Raw genomic sequence first — 16902 nt, forward strand, 5'->3', positions numbered from 1 at the left:
TATTTCTTTTGTTAAGTAAATTACTCTTTTTCGCTTTGATCTGCACTTACTTTAGAGATAGTATCTAAAACTTTTTGTAGATCTTTTTCGAGGTCTTCTTCAGTTTCAAAAATCTTTTTACTATAAATTTTATAAACTTCTTCGCCTGTAATTGCAATCAAAGAAACTCCTATTTGATGATAAATAAGTTCTAAGGGTTTGTCAAAAATTATTTTTTTAAACCAATGAAAAGGATTGAAAAAATTTCTGATATTATTAAAAGTATTAGTTACTTTGGCAACTTTTTGATACTTTTGAATCATGTTTTTTTTAACAACCATTTCTCTAATTACAAAGATTCTTTTTAAAGTCATTTTGCGAAACATTCTCAAAATTTTGTTTTGAAATACTTTGTCAACTCTTTGATTTATGTAAAACATCAAAATAAGACTTTCATCAATGGTAAGTTCCAGATAGGGATATTTGGAGTTGGGATAAAATTGGCTTGAGATTTCTAAAATTAATTCTTGGGTAGAAGTTATCAAAAAATGCCCAAAATTGCCTTTATCTTTTTTCATTTTTTCTTTGAAATCTTTTTTCTTAGCTTCAATTAATTTAATTATTTCTTGTTGACTAACATCTGTTTTTTCTAGTCTATGAGCTGCTAAAGTTTTTTTCACACTACGCAAAGAAAGAAGACAATAAATAAAAGAGCTTAAAATAACACCAGAAAGAATACCCATAAAGAAAGTATTAAAAAAAGCAAATTGTTTTGTTATGTTGAAAAATTTTTCCCAAAAAGACACAATATCATCATCCTTTTTTTATTTTTTATAATTTTTATAAACGGATTCAAATCGCAAAACACTATATAAAGGCAAAATGTAGATGACATGAACTACCTATAATTATATAACAAACAAAGAAATTAACAAACACAATTTATAAAAATATATAAGAAAAAGGCTTAAATGTGGTGGATAAAACAAAAAAACAGTTTAAAACTGCAAAAATAAGGTGTTTTATTTATTGTTTATTGTTGTCTCTTGATAAATAAAGTCCTGTTTCAGTATTGATAATAATTTTTTCTCCAATATTGATAAAAAGAGGAACTTTAATTACTAAACCTGTTTCTAAAGTGGCATCTTTTAAAGAATTAGTTTTGGTATCTCCTTTGGCTCCAGGTTCGGTGTAAGCTACTTTAATAGAGATTTTGTCAGGTAAACTGATACCTACAATTTCATCATTTTCATAAAAAATAATATCTACTAAAAGCCCTTCATAAAGATATTTAAGAAAATCTTTTAATTGATGTTTGTTAATTTCTAATTGTTCGTAATTTTGAGTATTCATAAAAATATAATTATCTTCCAAAGCATAAAGAAATTGCATCTTAATTTTAGTAATTAAGGCAGGCTGCACTTTGATACCAGCGTTAAAAGTGTAGTCAATGACACTACCTGTTCTTAGGTTTCTTAATTTGGTTCTTACAAATGCAGCACCTTTACCAGGTTTGACATGTAAAAATTCTAGGATTTGATAAATTTGGTTGTTGAATTTAATGGTTTGTCCAGTTTTAAAATCATTTGTATTAATCATATTTCTAATTACTTTCTTATTTTTTGGAATTGTTTTCGTTGGTTTAATTGTTTAATGTTTAATCAGTTTTTAAAAAATCGTTAATAAGGCAAATAGTGGTTTTTTCTAAATCAGGGGATAAGGCATCTAGAATGATGGGCTTAATTTGATTTTTAAACCAAGTTTTTTGACGTTTGGCATATTGCATAGTTTTTTGAATAATTAAGGTTTTGGCTTGGTCTAAAGTTATTTTTCCTTCTAACAAAGCTTTAATTTCACGATAACCAATAATATTAAAATTGGCGTTTGGAAAATGAATTTGAATTTGGTTAACTTCTTCTATAAAACCTTGTTTTAACATTTGTTCCAATCTTAAAATAACTCTTTTTTTCAAAATTTGTCTATCAATATCGAGATAAAAAATTAGCGAAGAATATAGAGGATTGTGTTTTTTATTTTTTTGTGACCTTAAAGTGCCTGCAAGTAAATCTTGATAAGCGCTTAGGATGCGACGAGGATTTTTTAAATCTAGGTTCGCAATTAATTGAGGATCTTTTTGTTTAATAAAATCAATCATATTTTCTATTGCAGGTAAAGAAGTAGGTGGCAAAAACAAAGATTTAGGAGTTAATTCATAATCAAAAAGAGCTGATTTAAGATAAAGCCCGCTACCACCCACAAATAAAGGAAGGGGCGTTTCTTCGATTTTTTTGCGGGCATCTTTTTGAAAATGATAAATACTGTAATTTGTTCCAGGAGCAAGAAAATCTAAAAGATGATGTTTAATTCCTTGGGCTTCTTCGAGAGTTATTTTAGCAGTTCCAATATCGTATTTTTGATACATTTGAAGAGAATCGCAATTAATTATTTCTAAATTAATTTTTTTAGCTATTTTAATAGAAAGGCTAGTTTTTCCTGAAGCGGTAGGACCTGTAATAGCGATTACTTTTTTCATAATTTTCCTTTATGAGGGTAGAAGTGTTTTGGGGTTATTAAATATTTTCCAAAATATAAAATCATTATAAATTTATATGGAAAAGTTATGTTTGGTATAATAATTTAATAATTTAAATAATTAAAAAACCAGAATAAAATAAAAAAATGCAAAGCGTTAAAAAACAAAAAAAATTAAAGTGATACAGAAGATAATTTTGATGCTTTTTCGCTTAGTTTTCATAAAACAAATTTTATTTCATTCTGATAAATTAATCTTTTCAATAGTTTTGTGAGGTTTAAGAGTGACAAGTAAACCGTTTAATTGTCTTTTTCCTTCGGCATTAGGTCTTGAAACAACACGATTTCCTAAAAAAGATTGAATTATAGGTTCTTTTTCTTTACCAATGACGCCGTCCTTGGCTCCTGTCATTCCTGCATCAGAAATATAAAGAGTATTGTGGGGGAAAAGGCGTTCGTCGTTAGTTTGGACATGAGTGTGAGTGCCTACAATAGCATCAATTTTACCATCAAAATAATGAGTTAAAGCAATTTTTTCACTAGTGGCTTCGGCATGAAAATCCAAAAAAGAAAAATCATATTTAGCTTTATTTTGTTCCAAAACATTATCAATAGTTTTGAAAGGGCAATGCAATTTGGAGTTAATAAAAACACGTCCTAAAGCATTCATAACTAAAATTTTTTTATCTTCGCAATCAATAATTTTATAACCTTGCCCTAATTGTTGGGTGTCATTGATGGGACGAATTACATTTGATTTGTCAATAAATTTTTTAATTTGTTTATTTTTCCAAACATGGTTTCCCATAGTCATCAAATCAACACCTAATTTTTGTAATTTTTTATAAATTTTAAAACTTAAACCTTTGCCATTATCAGCGTTTTCAGCATTGGCAATAATGAGGTTAGGTTTGTAAGTTTCTTTTAAAAAAACCACTTTTTCGGCAAAATAACTAATTCCTGGGTTTCCGTAAATATCTCCGATAAACATTATTTTCATGAATTAATTATCTCCTTTGGTGGATTATAATTTAGCCATTTCCACAGCTCTGGTTTCTCTTATAACAGTAACTTTGATAACACCATTGTAACTAATGTCTTTTTCAATTTGTTCTTTAATGGTGCGGGCAGTTTGGAAAATAAAATTGTCTGCGATTTTGTCTGGTTCAACGATAACACGAATTTCGCGCCCAGCTTGAATAGCATAAGATTTGGCAACTCCTTCTGTTGCATTAGCAATAGTTTCTAATTTGGTTAGTCTTTGGATGTAGTTTTCTACTGATTCTTTTCTGGCTCCTGGTCTAGCGGAAGACAAGGTGTCTGCTATTGCAACTAAAACAGCGATAATTGATTGGGGTTCTTGGTCTTCATGATGAGAGGCAATAGCGTCGATAACTTCTTTTTTTTCTTTGTATTTGGAAGCAATAGAAACGCCAATTTCTACGTGGCTTCCTTCCATTTCGTGGTCTAGAGCTTTACCGATGTCATGAAAAAGTCCTGCTCTTCTTGCAAGAATTTCGTTTTCGCCAATTTCAGAGGCAAGTTTACCAGCTAAAAAAGCTACTTCCAAAGAATGTTTCAAAACATTTTGACTGTAACTAATGCGGAAGTGCAGTTTTCCCAAAATTTTAATTAAGTCGGGGTGCATTTCGCCGATTTTAGTAATAAAAGCAGCTTCTTCGCCCATTTCTTTAATAAAATTGTCTACTTCTATGGTTGAAGTTTCTAAGGCTTTTTCGATGCGAGAAGGATGAATTCGCCCATCAGAGACCAAAAATTCTAAAGTTTTTTTGGCAATTTCTCTTCTAATCGGGTCAAAACTACTTAAAATAATGGTGCAAGGGGACTCATCAATAATTAAGTCTACTCCGGTTAAAACTTCCAAAGACTTAATATTTCTGCCTTGGCGCCCAATAATCCGTCCTTTCATATCTTCGTTAGGAATGTTAACAACGCTAATATTTTTTTCTCCTGTAATATCGCCAGCATATTTTTGCATGGCTAAAACTAAAAGAGTTTTGGCTTTTTTAGATGCTTCGCTTTTTGCTTTTTCTTCTTCTTGTTTAATATATGACATCATTTCATAAGTGGTTTGGTCTCTTGTTTCTTTCATTATGATTTGTCTGGCTTGATCTTGCGTTAAGGAAGCTATTTTTTCTAATTGTTGTTTTTGGGTGTTTAAAATTGTTTCTTGTTCTTTGATTTGTTGTTCTAGGTTTTTTTTAGTATGGCTAATTATTTGTTGTTCAGAATCTAAATGCTCTTCTCTTTTATTGAGGCTCTCAGTTCTGTTGTTAAGCAATTCTTCACGACGATTATTTTTGGATTCTAAATCAACAATTGTGTTGGTTCTTTGTTCTAAATCCAGTTCTAATTTTTGTCTTAAAGAAGTTATTTCTATTTTGGCATTACGCATCATTTCTTGTTCGCGTTGTTGCAAATCTTTTTCTTTTTCTTTTAGTTTGTTGTCAAATGATTGTTTTTTTACTTCTAATTTCTTTTGATTAAAAAAAGAATACAAAAAATAGCCGATAATTGATCCACAAATTAAAGCAAAGACAAGAAGGGAACAACCCATTATACAATGAGTTCGCCAATAATCACCTTTCATATCCTTGATACCTTTCTTTTGGGGGGGTTAACAAATGTAAAATCATTGTTTTACCTCTTTTTCTTTTTGAATTTAGTTTAATGATTTGTAATGCAAAACAAAAAATAAAAAAATAGGGGGGGATTAGATTTTTTGATGCAATTTTGTCATTAAAACAATAAATAAGTTTGTTTTTTTAAATATTGATAATTAATTTAGAATTAATTTTGAATGGGGTGGGTTGGAAGTTTTATTATTTTTTTTAATTTGTTCAGTACAAAATTTCATCGTGAAATGAAAAAATAAAAATGTATAAATTGGGGTTAAAAAAAATAATAAAGTTTGGTTTGTGAAAAAAAATTCAGCAAAAACCATGCAAAAAATAATGGTTCTGTTATGAATAGTGGCAAAAATAAAAAAACTGAAAAGCTAACCTTAAAAAGATTAGCTTTTGTAATGAAAAATATTTAATTATTATATATTATTATGTGCTAGCAAAATATTTGAATTTATTAATATAATTAATAATCAAGCTTTTCTTGGCGATTGGTTTTTATTTTGCGAAAGGCTTTTGCTAACGGTGCTTGATAATTTATTAGAAAAAGTTTCTAGTGATTGAGATACTTTCGGAGATTTTATAACTTTTTCAACAATTTCTCCTGATCTTTCAATAAATACATCTTTCCAAGATTTTTTTTCTAAAATCGAAGGGGCTGGGTTTGGGTTTTGTGTTTCATCAGAAAATTGCATTTGTTCAATAACTTCATCAGAAGATGACCCTTGAGGAGATTCTTCTTCTAAAGAAAAAAATATAATAATAGGAATGGCAAGTAATATCACAATAAAAACGCTAGTAATAATGATTTGCTTGGAAGTAAATTTAAAAATAAAATGATATCCTTTGGTTGTTGAATAAAAATCATGCCAAAACTCAAAATATCAAAATAAAGAATAATAAATAATATAAATTGGATTTGAATGCATAATTTTTTAATTTTAATTTGGATTTAAAAATATAGATAATTTTAATAATTTAATTAATGAAATATATAAGATACTAAATAAAAAAAATAGTATCCGTAAATATTATATAATAACTCAAAAAAGTATTTGCAAAATAATGTTAAAATAATGTCAAAAAGGAGTTAAAATAATGATTTAAAAATCTATCTTTTCATTTTTGATGTTGTTTTTGGAATTGTTATTTTCTTTTTTGCGAACTTCTAACAATTTTTGATAACGTTGCTCTAAGGTTTTTTCTTTTTTTTGAATATCTTCAATCACTTTGAGAACTTTTTCCAAAGCCGCTTTCAAATCATAAATAAAGACTTTATCAAAATTTTTCATCGCTTGTAGCACATTTTCAATACATTCAAGTTTTTCTTCGTTGTTTTGAACACTTTCGAAAATTTGAAAATAATAATCAACTGAATTAAGAATAGCAAGTAAAATCGAAGGACTTGTAATGATAACATTGCGTTTAAAAGCATATGATATTATTTCAGGATCGCAATTAATTTGGGCAAAAATACTTTCAGAAGGAATAAACATAATGGCATAAGGGCAGTTGTCTTCTTTGCTGACGTATTTTTGAACTTCTTTAATTCTTTCTTTAATGTGAAATAAAAAGCGACTCTTTAATTCTGTTTGGTTGAAAGTGGCGTTAATATAGGCTAGAAAATCTGTGGTAGGAAACTTCGAATCAATAGGAATTTGAACAAATTTACCAGAACCTTTACACATCACATCAACTTTAAGACGATTACCGTTATTGTTTGTTTTTTTCATTAAATATTGTTTTTCAAAAACTAATTTATCTTTAAAATGAGAAACATTTTCCAAAACGCGTGCCAACAAAAATTCTCCAGCTTGTCCTGTTTTATCGTTTTGGCACAATAATTTATGAATGTTTTGCACTTCTTGAAAACCACTTGCATTTTGTTCTCTTAAAACTTTTAAAGAATTTTCCAGATTAATTGTTAAATGTTGGCGAGTATCTTTAATTTCTTTAGTTAAACTATCTTGACTTTGATGAGTTAAATTGTTAATTTTATCATCCAAATGACAAACAACCCTAGATTCTGACTCTAAAAAAGCTTGTTTCACAAAATCTTGGATATTGAATTGCGTTTTTTTCGGTTTGGCAACAAAAAAATAAATAATGAAAGTTACACCACCCAAAATAAGAATCAAAATAACGGATAAAGTTAAGATTAATACAAAAACAATTTGATCTTGAGGCATTTATTTTGTTATTCCTTTTTCTTTTTTTCTTTTTTAATGTCTTTTAGCTTTGGATGCATTAAAGTTGATATAAAAAAATACAAAAAATAAAAAACAAAAAACAAAACAAAAATAAAAAAAGGGTTATTATTGAGATTTGTTCTTTAAATATTTTTAATATTTATTTCTTATTTGAAAAACAAATAACATACATAAAATAAAAATGTGTGAAAATGTTTGGGACAAAAAAATAAATATTAAAAATAAATATAAATGCCTAATTGCTAAATTACTAAATTAAGAGAAATGGTGCAAAAAATAAAAGATAAACTGGCGTTTGAGAAGGGATTCGAACCCCCGACCGACGGCTTAGAAGGCCGTTGCTCTATCCAGCTGAGCTACTCAAACAAACATACAACAAATATTATACTATAAAATCATTGTTTTGGACAAAAAAAAGCAATTAAAGTAGTGAAGATAGTTTCTTTATTTAAATCCTCAAAGAAAAAACGATCCAAAAGTCATTAAATATCTATTAAATAAAAAAAGTTTGCACAAATACATAAAAAAAGTATATAATAATAATGTTGATTTTTAATTTCTAAATAATTTCTAAATAATTTCTAAATAATTTCTAAATAATTTCTAAATAATTTCTAAATAATTTCTAAATAATTTCTAAATAATTTCTAAATAATTTCTAAATAATTTCTAAATTAAAACAAAAAATACAAAATTTTTTAAAAATGTTTTCAAGAAAAAAATAATTTACAAATCACAAAAATCATTAACGAAAGACAAGTATTTTTATCCAACAAAACTAAGGTAGCCTTTTCAAACCTTATCATTCAACAATAAGAGACGAATTTGGTCAGGTCTTGATTGAAGCAGCCATAAGTTATTTTTATTGTGTGGAAGATAGGGTTTGAAAAGGTTATTTTTAATATAAAAGACCCAAAAAAACAATTTTTAAAACAACAATTCAATGCATAAAATTAAAAAAACAAAAAAATAAATTTTTATTAATGAATTTTGGCAAAAAAACTTTCGAAAAACAACAATTTCACAACTAAAAAATAAAGGAAAAGGAGCAATCATATGAATTTTTCATTTTTTCAAAAAGAAAAAGAATTTAAATTATTAACTAATATTTACAACTCTTTACAAGGAGAACCATTTTTAACCCAAGAAACAACATTAAAAGGAAAAGAAACCAAAGTAGAATTTTATTATTTGGATCAAAGCAAATATTATAGTACTCTTTTTCAATCACGCCAATTTGCTGTTTGGACTGCTGATAAAGGAGTGTGCCGCCTTTTGGTTGAAAAAAAATATTACGAAGAGTTTGGAGCTTTTTATCAAAAAGATATAAACGATATGTGGCTAGATTTTATATGGCAGATTTCCCAAAAAGAAGCTACTTTAATCAAAACAATAAAATTGTTATTTGTGGCAGTTTTAGTGCCTATTTTATTAAATGCTTTTTTGCTTAGTGGACAAATTTCTGTTTGGTTAAGAATTCCTGCTTTTGTTGTATTGATATCTTCTTGTTTTTCTATGAATTATTGGATGAAAAACCAACAAAAAAAATTACACATATTTAGAGATAAAAAATTACAAGAAACATTGGACAAAATCCAAGAAACATTAGGAATAGAACTTTACGAATCATTAAAAGAAAAACAAAAACAATTCAATCCAACTTTTTTTGAACCCAAATCCGACCAAAATCCCAATGAAGACAACCCCAAAAACAAAGACAACACAATAGACGAAACAAACGAATTAAATTAAACAAATGATAAATAAATGATTATAAAACCCAAAAAAACAATCAAGAAAGGTACTCAAATGATCTACGATAGCATTGTTATTGGAGCAGGACATGCAGGTGTTGAAGCTGCTTTAATATTGGCAAAAAAACATAATACTTTACTCATTACAGGCTCCTTAAAACAAGTTGCTTCCTTACCTTGCAATCCTTCTATCGGAGGTCCTGCCAAAGGTGTTGTAGTACGTGAAATAGATGCTTTAGGTGGTGTTATGGCAAAAGCTGCAGATCTTGCACAAATTCAGATCAAAATGCTTAACTCTTCCAAAGGTCCTGCAGTAAGAGCTTTAAGAGCTCAAATTGATAAATTAGAATATCCTCAAATTATTTTAGAAATATTACAAAAAAACCTCAATTTAACTCTATTGGAAGGGCTCGTAAACAATCTAGTCATCCAAAACAACCAAGTTCAAGGAGTCTGTCTTATTGATGGAACAAAAATTAATGCCAAAACTGTCATTATCACTACAGGAACTTATTTAGCAAGCCAAATTTTAATTGGAGATACCAAAAAATCCTCGGGACCTAATGGCGTTCCTACAACTTACGGTATCAGCGCTCAATTAAAAGAATTAGGTTTTGAAGTTATTCGTTTAAAAACAGGCACACCACCAAGAGTTAAAAAAAACAGCATTGATTATAGCCAAACCAAAATACAAATGGGAGATAATTTAGAACAAATATTTAGTTTTGTTCCCCAAACAAATCAAAGACCCCAAGAACCATGTTTTTTAACTCACACCAACCAAACCACCCACCAAGTTATCCAAAAACATTTAAACCAATCAGCTATGTATGGAGGTTGTGTTGAAGGCACAGGCCCTCGTTATTGCCCTTCTATCGAAGATAAAGTAGTAAGATTTTGTGATAAAAACAGTCATCAAATTTTTATTGAACCAGAAAGCCTATCTTTGGATGAAATGTATCTACAAGGACTTTCTACCAGCATGCCTCAACACGTTCAACACGAAATCCTTAAAACTATTCCAGGATTACAAAACGCCCAAATCACTAAATATGCTTATGCTATCGAATACGATGCTTTTAATCCCAACCAACTCAAACACAGTTTAGAGACTAAAAAAATCCAAAATCTCTTTTTAGCAGGACAAATGAACGGCACCAGCGGTTATGAAGAAGCTGCTTGTCAAGGGCTTATGGCAGGAATTAATGCTTCTTTAAAACTCCAAAATAAACCTCCTTTTGTGTTAAAAAGAAATGAAGCCTATATTGGTGTTTTGATCGATGATTTAATCACTAAGGGCGCCAAAGAACCGTACCGTCTTTTGACATCACGCGCGGAATTTCGTTTATTATTAAGACACGACAATGCCGATTTGCGCCTCAAAGATTACGGATATCAACTAGGTTTGATTGATGAAAAAGATTATAACAATTTTCAAAACAAAAAAGCTAAAATCAACCTTTTATTAGAAAAAAGCAAAAATTATGAAATTTTAGTTAATTCAGATAATCTATCTTATTTAAAACAACAAAACTCAGCTAGTCTTGGAGAAAAAACCACATTAGCACAACTACTAAAAAGATCAGAATTAAATTTTTGCACTTTACAACATTTTTTACAGGAAAAAGCAGATAAAACCATTTATGAACAAGTAGAAATACAAATCAAATACGAAGGTTATATTGCTAAAGCCCAAAAAGAAGCTCAAAAATTAGCAAGGTTAGAACAAAAAAAAATTCCTAGCAAAATCAATTACGCAGATATTAAAAATTTATCAAAAGAAGCTCAAGAAAAACTTGATTTAATCAAACCCCAAACTTTAGGACAAGCAACAAGAATATTAGGAGTCAATCAAGTTGATATTTCGATTTTATTAGTTTATTTGGAAAAACATCATGCTTTACTTTGAATCATTAAAAGACAAATTTGCACTCAACGAAAAGCAATTAAACAAGTTTGTTTTTTACTATGAATTTTTAAAACAAGAAAACCAAAAAATGAACCTTACTTCTCTAATATCTTTATCTGATGTTTGCTATAAACATTTTTATGATTCTTTAATTTTAAAAGAAATATTTAACTTTAATACTGTAACTAATCTTTGTGATGTTGGCTCGGGTGCTGGCTTTCCTAGCTTTCCTTTAAAAATTCTTTTTCCTCATTTAAAAATTGTAATCATTGAATCATCTTTAAAAAAAATCAATTTCTTAAAACAATTAGAAAGCCATTTGGAATTAGATAATATATGTTTTTTTCACCAAAGAGTAGAACAATATGACATAGACAAAAATGGCAGTTATGATTGTGTTGTTGCTCGCGCTTTGGCTAGATTGGAAATTATCTTAAAATGGTGTGTTCCTTTAGTGAAAAAAAAGGGTTATTTTATTGCTATGAAAGGTAAAAACTTTCAACAAGAATTAGAAGCTAACAAAAAGATAATTAAGCAAATAAGAGTTAAATTAGTTAGTGCAAAAACATTGGAATTACCAATGCAATTAGGAACAAGAACTAATTTATTATTCCAAACCGAATAAAAAAGGTAATATAATAAAAAAAAGATCACGAATATTCGTGATCTTTTTTATTTTCTTTCTTGATCTTTACCAAATAACCTTAGCAAAATTAACATTATTCTTAAAAAAATTTCAATTAAAGTTGTTGCAAAAGCCAAAGAAACTTGCCATTCATATTTTTTAGGCATTCCTTGTTTAATCATTTGTTCGGTGTAATCAAAATGAAGTGCTAAAAACATAAATACAAATCCTAACATAATTAAACTAATAGGAAGAGTTAAAAAGCTATTGTAAATAATATTTTCAATTGTCCAAATGCCGCATAAAGACAACACTAAACGAACTATATAAGAAACCACCAAAGCAAAAGAACAATATAGCATAATTTGTCTAAATCTATTTGTTACTTTTATAAAACCTTTATAATAAGCATGGGACATTGCAACAAAGACGATAAAGGTTGCAAAAATAGCCATAAAGGCAATTTCAACTAAATTGGCATAAACTAAATTTAGAACAACAAAAATAATTGATAAAATTATTCCTTCTATAAAAGAATAAATTAATCCACAAGTTTTAGAAATTTCAACTTGTTTTAATCCTGCAGAATAAATGCCATAATTTATAAAACCTAACGCAATCATGGAAAAACAAATTGCATTAATATTTGGATTTTTTAATATCACGGGTTTTAGAATTGGGTAAAAAAACATTGAAGTGATTGCTGTAACACATAAAAGCAAAATTGTTTTTAAAGCAATTCCTTTACGAGTAGCAATATTATTATAAGTAGTTGTTTCAAATAAAGAAAGAAAGTTATTTTTAATTTGGGTAAACGAATTATTTACTTTATTGGATTCCATTTAAACCACCTTTTTTAATTTTATTTATTATTAAAATTAAATTTATTTTATTATTCTTATTATTTAAAAAAATATTTACATCTTTTTTAACTTGCTTAATAAACAAGCACATATATATTTTACCTTTTTTTAAAAATTAATTGGAAAATATTTTGCTTTTTTATTGCAAAAAATGACAAAAAGTGGTGTTTTTTTGGTTAGTGTTGTGAAATTTGATAATAAATAGCGTTTTTTTGGCACACAACTAATTTTTTTATAAGTGTTTAAAATGTCATTATTGCCAAATTTGCATCTTTTAGTTGAGTTGGGTTAGATTTGTGGAGTTTTAAAAATCGATAAAAAGGCAAAAGGGCAAAAAGGGGCAAAATACAAAATAAAAAATAGTTAAAAAAGATAAAAACCCACATTATGTGGGTTTTATTTATTAATAAGGTTGGGTATAATGAATTTTTAGTTAAGAAGTTTGGAAACTGATCCTGCACCAACTGTTTTTCCACCTTCACGAATAGAAAATTTAGTTCCTTCTTCGATAGCAATTGGGTTGTTAAGGGTAACTACTAATTCAGCGTTGTCACCTGGCATTACCATTTTAACATCACCTTGTAATTCAACTACTCCTGTAATATCTGTAGTACGGAAATAGAATTGAGGACGGTATTGAGAGAAAAAGGCAGTGTGACGTCCTCCTTCTTCTTTAGTTAAAACATAAACTTGAGCAACAAATTTAGAATGAGGCTTAACAGAACCTGGTTTAGCTAAAACTTGTCCACGTTGTACGTCTTCACGGTTAATTCCACGTAATAAAGCTCCAACGTTGTCTCCTGCTTGAGCAAAATCTAGGTCTTTTTTAAACATTTCTACTGCAGTTACAATAGTTTTTCTAGTTTCTTTAAGTCCTACGATTTCTACTTCATCACCAGCTTTTACTTGACCTCTTTCTACTTTACCAGTAACAACAGTTCCTCTACCAGTAATAGTGAAAACATCTTCTACAGGCATTAAGAAAGGTTTGTCAACTTCGCGCACCGGGTCTTCAATGTAGGTGTCTAGAGTTTCGATTAATTCGTTTACTTGAGCAACGTAATGAGCGTCACCTTCTAAAGCTTTTAATGCAGATCCTCTAATAACAGGAATGTCGTCTCCTGGGAAATCGTATTGAGATAATAATTCACGAACTTCCATTTCTACTAATTCTAAAATTTGTTCGTCTGGGGAAAGATCACATTTATTTAAGAAAACAACAATTTTTGGAACACCAACTTGGCGCGCTAATAAAATGTGTTCTCTAGTTTGAGGCATAACACTATCTGCACCAGAAACAACTAAAATAGCAGCATCCATTTGAGCAGCACCAGTAATCATGTTTTTAACATAATCGGCGTGTCCAGGACAGTCAACGTGAGCATAGTGACGTTTTTCTGTTTCATATTCTACGTGTGAAGTTTTAATAGTGATTCCACGTTCTCTTTCTTCAGGAGCATTATCAATTTGATCATAAGCTCTACTTTTAGCCAAGCCACGAGTAGACAAAACTTGGGTAATAGCTGCTGTAAGAGTAGTTTTACCGTGGTCTACGTGTCCAATAGTACCTACATTTAAATGCGGTTTGTTTCGTATAAATTTTTCATTAGCCATTTTTCAAAGGCCTCCTTTTATTATGTTTTAAGGTTTGTTTTAAAAATATATTTACCATTTAAATTTTAACTTATTTTTGGCTTTTCACAACTATTTTGTTAATAAAAATGTTTTTTAGTGTAAGGTTGTCTAAGCTCGTTTTTTAATAATTTCTTCAGTGATGCTTTTAGGAGCTTTTTCATATTTAGCAAATTGCATAATAAAAGTAGCTCTTCCTTGAGTATTGGAACGCAAAACAGTAGCATATCCAAACATTTCAGAAAGGGGAACAAACGCTCTAATAGCAACAGCGTTGGCGCGTGATTCTTGGTTTTCTAATCTACCTCTTCTAGAAGTTAGATCACCAATAACATTTCCTACATAATCGTTGGGAGTAACTACTTCAACGTCCATAATAGGTTCTAAAATGACTGGGTTTCCTTTGGTTTTGGTTTCTTTTAATGCCATGGAAGCGGCAATTTTAAAAGCCATTTCGGAAGAATCGACATCATGGTAAGAGCCATCAAATAAAGTTGCTTTAACATCAATAATTTGATATCCAGCTACAATACCACCAGCAAGAGCTTCTTGAATTCCTTTTTGAACTGCAGGAACGTATTCACGAGGAACTACACCACCTACAATTTTATTAACGAATTCAAAACCTTTTCCAGGATTTGGTTCAAAACGCATCCACACATGTCCGTATTGTCCACGACCACCTGATTGACGAATGAATTTTCCTTCTGTCTCAGTTTCTTGGGTGATTGTTTCGCGGTATGCTACTTGAGGTTCTGTAACATTTGCTTGTACTTTGAATTCTCTTTTAAGACGTTCAATAATGATATCTAAATGAAGTTCACCCATTCCAGCAATAATAGTTTGCCCGGTTTCATGATTGGAAAAAACCTTAAATGTAGGGTCTTCTTCAGCTAATTTTGCAAGGGCAATACCCATTTTATCTTGGTCAGCTTTAGTTTTTGGTTCTACTGCAATTTCAATTACTGGTTCTGGGAAATTCATTGATTCTAAGACGATGGTTTGTCCTTCTGATGCTAAAGTGTCTCCTGTAGTAGTTGCTTTTAATCCTACAACTGCTAAAATATCGCCTGTGTAGGCTTCTTTTACTTCTTCACGAGAATTAGCATGCATTTGTAATAAGCGTCCAAAACGTTCTTTGGTTCCTTTAGTAGTGTTAGTTACGTAAGAACCAGCTTTAACTGAACCTGAATAGATACGGAAAAAGGTTAATTTTCCTACATAAGGATCGGTCATCACTTTGAAAGCTAGAGCTGTGAAGGGTTCTTCATCTAATCCGGTGCGCACAATTTCTTGGTTGTCAGAATCAAAACCAACAATAGCTGCAACATCACAAGGAGCAGGAAGGTAGTCAACAATAGCGTCTAACATTTTAACAACACCCTTATTTTTGAAAGAAGAACCACAAAGAACTGGGAAAAAGGAAGCTTGTAAGGTTGCTTTTCTAATGGAATTTTTCAACATTTCAGAAGAGATTGGTTTTTCTTCTAAATAATACATCATTAATTCTTCGTCTAGGGTAGATAAAGTTTCTATTAATTCGTTTCTTTTAGTTTGGGTAATTGATTCTAAATCGCTAGGAATAGGAACTACTTTTCCTGTTTCTGGGGAAGTGTTATCATATTCAAAAGCATTCATTTCTACTAAATCAATGATACCATTAAAGTCATTTTCTGAGCCAATTGGCCATTGAATAGCGCTTGCATGAACTCCTAAGCGTTGTTTAAGGGTTTCAATTGCATAAGCAAAATCAGCGCCTACTTTATCCATTTTGTTAACAAAAATAACTCTTGGGACTTTATATTCACTAGCTTGGCGCCAAACAGTTTCAGTTTGTGGTTCTACTCCTGCCTGAGCATCAATAACTGTTACTGCTCCATCCAAAACTCTAAGAGAGCGCGAAACTTCCACCGTAAAATCAACGTGTCCGGGAGTATCAATAATATTGATACGGTGATCTTTCCAAAAAGCAGTAGTAGCAGCAGAAGGTGATAGTGATTCCTCTTTCTTGTTCTTGTTCCATCCAATCCATCTGAGAAGCGCCATCATGGGTTTCTCCGATTTTATGAATTTTTCCGGTGTGGAACAAAATTCTTTCTGTAGTGGTGGTTTTTCCTGCATCAATATGAGCAATAATGCCAATATTACGAGTTTTTTCTAATGAAAACTGACGTGCCATCTTTTATTCTCCTATAAGTTACAATCACCAACGATAATGAGCAAAGGCTTTATTAGCTTCTGCCATGCGATGCGTTTCTTCTCTTTTTTTAACTAATACTCCGTTACCTAAAGAAGCATCTACTATTTCTTTGGTAAGTCTTTCTTCCATTGTTTTTTCATTGCTTTCTTTAGTGTATTTAACAGTGTATTTAACAATCCATCTTAATCCTAAAGACTGGCGTCTTTCGGGACGAACTTCGGAAGGCACTTGGTAATTTTGACCACCCAAACGACGCATGCGTACTTCTAATACAGGCATAATATTGTTTAGGGCTTCATGAAAAACTTCAATAGGCTCGCGGTTAGTGATAGTTTTTACTTGTTTTAAAGCTTGATAAAAAATAGTTTGAGCTTTGCCTTTTTTGCCGTCTTCCATAATGATGTTAATGATTTTAGTAACTAATTTAGAATTGTAAACAGGATCTGGCTGTACATCTCTTTTTTTAATATGACCTTTACGGGACACAAAAATTCACCTACTTTCTTTATTTTATTTATTTTTTTAGGGATTTGTGATTTTTTTATTATTTATT

Annotated in this window: 13 protein-coding genes, 1 tRNA gene, 1 other RNA gene and 1 pseudogene; 4 read left to right on the forward strand and 12 right to left on the reverse strand. The window is 29.8% G+C overall.

Features of this window, described 5'->3' with window-relative positions; all coding sequences use genetic code 11:
• Positions 1 to 20: 20 nt before the first annotated feature.
• The 8 genes from JAHGCCOI_RS02165 to JAHGCCOI_RS02200 all read right to left on the reverse strand — a co-directional run bounded on the left by JAHGCCOI_RS02165 (position 21) and on the right by JAHGCCOI_RS02200 (position 7732).
• Positions 21 to 785, reverse strand: a complete 765-nt coding sequence (locus JAHGCCOI_RS02165; RefSeq protein WP_212509027.1) for a hypothetical protein — start codon at positions 783 to 785, stop codon at positions 21 to 23.
• Positions 786 to 1005: 220 nt separating this feature from the next.
• Positions 1006 to 1578, reverse strand: a complete 573-nt coding sequence (gene efp, locus JAHGCCOI_RS02170) for an elongation factor P (RefSeq protein WP_479491887.1) — start codon at positions 1576 to 1578, stop codon at positions 1006 to 1008.
• A 58-nt stretch (positions 1579 to 1636) separates the two neighbouring features.
• Complete coding sequence (gene miaA, locus JAHGCCOI_RS02175) at positions 1637 to 2512, reverse strand: tRNA (adenosine(37)-N6)-dimethylallyltransferase MiaA (RefSeq protein ID WP_227806953.1); 876 nt, start codon at positions 2510 to 2512, stop codon at positions 1637 to 1639.
• A 237-nt stretch (positions 2513 to 2749) separates the two neighbouring features.
• Positions 2750 to 3511: a TIGR00282 family metallophosphoesterase gene (locus JAHGCCOI_RS02180; RefSeq protein ID WP_212509024.1), complete on the reverse strand. Its 762-nt coding sequence runs from the start codon at positions 3509 to 3511 to the stop codon at positions 2750 to 2752.
• Between the two features lie 24 nt (positions 3512 to 3535).
• On the reverse strand, positions 3536 to 5122 hold the full coding sequence (gene rny / locus JAHGCCOI_RS02185) for a ribonuclease Y (protein ID WP_227806952.1): 1587 nt from the start codon (positions 5120 to 5122) through the stop codon (positions 3536 to 3538).
• Between the two features lie 507 nt (positions 5123 to 5629).
• A complete protein-coding gene (locus JAHGCCOI_RS02190) occupies positions 5630 to 5941 on the reverse strand; it encodes a hypothetical protein (protein ID WP_227806951.1) in 312 nt (103 codons plus the stop codon).
• A gap of 318 nt (positions 5942 to 6259) precedes the next feature.
• Positions 6260 to 7345: a DNA recombination protein RmuC gene (locus JAHGCCOI_RS02195; RefSeq protein ID WP_227806950.1), complete on the reverse strand. Its 1086-nt coding sequence runs from the start codon at positions 7343 to 7345 to the stop codon at positions 6260 to 6262.
• A 310-nt stretch (positions 7346 to 7655) separates the two neighbouring features.
• A tRNA-Arg gene (locus JAHGCCOI_RS02200) sits at positions 7656 to 7732 on the reverse strand.
• Positions 7733 to 8161: 429 nt separating this feature from the next.
• Between JAHGCCOI_RS02200 and ffs the strand changes: the two genes are divergently transcribed.
• From ffs to rsmG, 4 genes are all read left to right on the forward strand, one after another.
• Positions 8162 to 8253: signal recognition particle sRNA small type (ffs, locus tag JAHGCCOI_RS02205), an RNA gene on the forward strand.
• A gap of 169 nt (positions 8254 to 8422) precedes the next feature.
• On the forward strand, positions 8423 to 9118 hold the full coding sequence (locus tag JAHGCCOI_RS02210; protein WP_227806949.1) for a hypothetical protein: 696 nt from the start codon (positions 8423 to 8425) through the stop codon (positions 9116 to 9118).
• Positions 9119 to 9175: 57 nt separating this feature from the next.
• Positions 9176 to 11029: a tRNA uridine-5-carboxymethylaminomethyl(34) synthesis enzyme MnmG gene (gene mnmG, locus JAHGCCOI_RS02215; RefSeq protein ID WP_227806948.1), complete on the forward strand. Its 1854-nt coding sequence runs from the start codon at positions 9176 to 9178 to the stop codon at positions 11027 to 11029.
• On the forward strand, positions 11016 to 11654 hold the full coding sequence (gene rsmG, locus JAHGCCOI_RS02220) for a 16S rRNA (guanine(527)-N(7))-methyltransferase RsmG (protein WP_212509019.1): 639 nt from the start codon (positions 11016 to 11018) through the stop codon (positions 11652 to 11654). Before mnmG ends, rsmG begins: the two co-directional genes overlap by 14 nt.
• Before the next feature lie 47 nt (positions 11655 to 11701).
• Here rsmG and JAHGCCOI_RS02225 read toward each other — a convergent pair whose 3' ends face one another.
• The 4 genes and pseudogenes from JAHGCCOI_RS02225 to rpsG form a co-directional block, all read right to left on the reverse strand.
• Positions 11702 to 12496 carry a Bax inhibitor-1/YccA family membrane protein gene (locus JAHGCCOI_RS02225; RefSeq protein WP_479491890.1) on the reverse strand — a complete coding sequence of 265 codons (795 nt, stop codon included), beginning with the start codon at positions 12494 to 12496 and terminating at the stop codon, positions 11702 to 11704.
• A 450-nt stretch (positions 12497 to 12946) separates the two neighbouring features.
• A complete protein-coding gene (tuf, locus tag JAHGCCOI_RS02230; protein WP_479491891.1) occupies positions 12947 to 14131 on the reverse strand; it encodes an elongation factor Tu in 1185 nt (394 codons plus the stop codon).
• Positions 14132 to 14260: 129 nt separating this feature from the next.
• A pseudogene (fusA, locus tag JAHGCCOI_RS02235) lies at positions 14261 to 16328 on the reverse strand (elongation factor G).
• Positions 16329 to 16352: 24 nt separating this feature from the next.
• The gene (gene rpsG, locus JAHGCCOI_RS02240; protein WP_479491892.1) at positions 16353 to 16835 is read right to left on the reverse strand and encodes a 30S ribosomal protein S7; all 483 of its coding nucleotides are present in this window, start codon (positions 16833 to 16835) and stop codon (positions 16353 to 16355) included.
• Positions 16836 to 16902: the final 67 nt, after the last annotated feature.

The organism is Mulberry dwarf phytoplasma, from assembly GCF_056504655.1.